This window comes from Cohnella sp. GbtcB17, from assembly GCF_019091135.1.
GTDB lineage: Bacteria > Bacillota > Bacilli > Paenibacillales > Paenibacillaceae > Cohnella.
The window spans coordinates 1-2,265 of record NZ_JAGXJW010000131.1 but is presented as its reverse complement, the minus strand read 5'-3'; the positions used below and the strand labels follow the sequence as shown (position 1 = coordinate 2,265).

Here is a 2,265-nt window from a genome sequence, read left to right as displayed (position 1 = left end):
GCCGATTACCCGCGTTAACTATAAGGTCGAGAATACCCGCGTCGGTCAAGTCACCAACTACGACAAGCTCACGCTTGAAGTATGGACCGACGGCAGCATCCGGCCCGAAGAAGCGGTCAGTCTGGGCGCCAAGATCCTGACGGATCACTTGTCGCTGTTCGTCGGCCTCACGGACGAAGCCAAGGATACCGAGACGATGAAGGAGAAGGAAGAGGACAAGAAGGAGAAAGTGCTCGAGATGACCATCGAAGAGCTCGATCTCTCCGTTCGCTCCTACAACTGCCTGAAGCGCGCCGGTATCAACACGGTTCAAGAGCTCATCACCAAGACCGAAGAAGACATGATGAAGGTCCGCAACCTGGGCCGCAAGTCTTTGGAGGAAGTGCAGGAGAAGCTCGAAGAACTCGGTCTCGGTCTTCGCTTCGAAGAATAGAAGACCGGATAAGACCGCATCAAGCGACAAGGAGGGAATAACAGATGGCATACCAGAAACTGAGTCGTGATTCGAGCTCGCGGAAGGCGCTCTTCCGTGACCTGGTCACCGACCTGTTCCTCTACGAACGTATCCAAACGACGGAAGCGAAAGCAAAAGAAGTTCGCTCCATCGCCGAGAAGCTGATCACGCTGGCTAAGCGCGGCGATCTGCATGCGCGTCGTCAAGTGGCGGCATTCGTGCGTCGCGAGACGCTGAACGGCGAACAGGACGCGATCCAAAAGCTGTTCTCCGATCTCGCGCCGCGTTACGCGGAGCGCGCAGGCGGCTACACGCGCATCCTGAAGCTCGGACCTCGCCGGGGCGACTCCGCTCCTATGGTGTATCTCGAGCTCGTCGACCGCGCTTAATTCCGCGGATCATGCGCATCGGTTTCGACCTCTTCCCAGACGAGAAGCCGTTGCGCGGACGTTAACGGCTTCGCCCTCCTTCGGGAGGCGCGCGTCCGTTCACGCGGAGGAATTCCAAGCCTGGGCCGCCTTCGGCGGTCGGAGCTTTGAATTCAAAAAAGGATGGACCGAATGCTACCCTTTCGGCACATCCTTTTTTTGTGCCACAAGGAGGAATGCGCATGCGCAACATCGCGCTGCTCATCAGCTACGACGGCACGGCTTACTACGGTTTTCAGAGTCAGCCCGGCGGCAATACGGTGCAGGACAAGATTGAAGAGGCCATCCATATGCTCTCGGGCGAGCGCGTCAAGCTGACGGGCTCCGGCCGTACCGATGCCGGCGTGCATGCGCTCGGACAGGTCGCGAACTTCCCGACGGCGTCCAGCATCCCGGCGGAGCGCTGGGCCGTCGCACTCAATACGCGGCTGCCGAACGATATCGTCGTGCATGCGGCCGTCGAAGTCTCCGCCGAATTTCACGCGAGGCGCTGCGCCGTAGGCAAAACCTACCGCTACTCGATCAATTCCTACCGTTTTCCGGACGTATTCGCCAGGCATCGCGTCTTCCATCATCCGGCGCCTTTGAACTTCGCCGCGATGAGGGAGGGGCTGAAGCATTTGATTGGCGAGCACGACTTTACGTCCTTCACTTCGCCGCTCTCTACCAAGCCGCATCATGTCCGCACGCTGTACGAGGTTTCGTTGCGCGTAGACACGGATTCGGCGGGCAGCGAGCAACCCGGCAGAGGAATCGCGCATATTACCGTTACGGGAAACGGGTTTTTATACAATATGGTGCGCATCATCGTCGGAACGATCCTGCAGGTCGGGGAAGGCAAGCGGAAACCGGAAGAGATCGCCGACATTCTCGCAGCCAAAGACCGGGCAAAGAGCGGTCCTACGGCCGTCCCGCACGGATTGACGATGTGCAGCGTCGCGTATGGACCGGAGTGGGGATTGAACTGGAAGCCGCCGTATAATTAATGCGTTAAATTGCTTGATTTAGTATTGCGGCGCCCAGGGATATCATGTACAATAGTCATTGTGTGTTCTTCATGGCTTCCCACGGCCCCGATGAAGAATACGCGAAGCGGCACGGTCGTGCGCCGCGCATTCTCCTTCCCGAAGATGGAGACGCAGAAGCGGACCATACGGCAACACTCGTTTTTCCCAACCGATACGCAATCGATGAGGCCTACAGGCCGATCACGGATAAGAGCAGGATTGAAGGAGGAAGTAACATGCGCACAACGTACATGGCGAAGACGAACGAAGTTGAACGCAAGTGGCATGTCATCGACGCTGAAGGCAAGACGCTGGGTCGTCTGGCTACCGAAGCGGCATCGCTGATCCGCGGCAAGCACAGGCCGGAGTTCACGCC

General features: G+C 58.1%; 4 protein-coding genes. All 4 read left to right on the top strand.

The annotated features are described in order from the left end of the window. A partial coding sequence (locus tag KVT38_RS33220; RefSeq protein WP_306795380.1) for a DNA-directed RNA polymerase subunit alpha C-terminal domain-containing protein occupies positions 1–433 on the top strand: 433 nt, incomplete at its 5' end. 44 nt (positions 434–477) lie between these two features. Next, complete coding sequence (gene rplQ / locus KVT38_RS33215; protein WP_090117889.1) at positions 478–843, top strand: 50S ribosomal protein L17; 366 nt, start codon at positions 478–480, stop codon at positions 841–843. A gap of 221 nt (positions 844–1,064) precedes the next feature. Next, positions 1,065–1,868, top strand: coding sequence for a tRNA pseudouridine(38-40) synthase TruA (gene truA / locus KVT38_RS33210; protein ID WP_217598019.1), 804 nt, complete (start codon positions 1,065–1,067; stop codon positions 1,866–1,868). A gap of 257 nt (positions 1,869–2,125) precedes the next feature. Beyond that, on the top strand, positions 2,126–2,265 hold a 140-nt coding region (locus tag KVT38_RS33205), incomplete at its 3' end, for an uL13 family ribosomal protein (protein WP_217598020.1).

What these genes read in the sequence shown, in the direction of transcription:
- rplQ (WP_090117889.1), top strand. Translation starts at nt 478, where the DNA reads ATGGCATACCAGAAACTGAGTCGTGATTCGAGCTCGCGGAAGGCGCTC.
- truA (WP_217598019.1), top strand. Translation starts at nt 1,065, where the DNA reads ATGCGCAACATCGCGCTGCTCATCAGCTACGACGGCACGGCTTACTAC.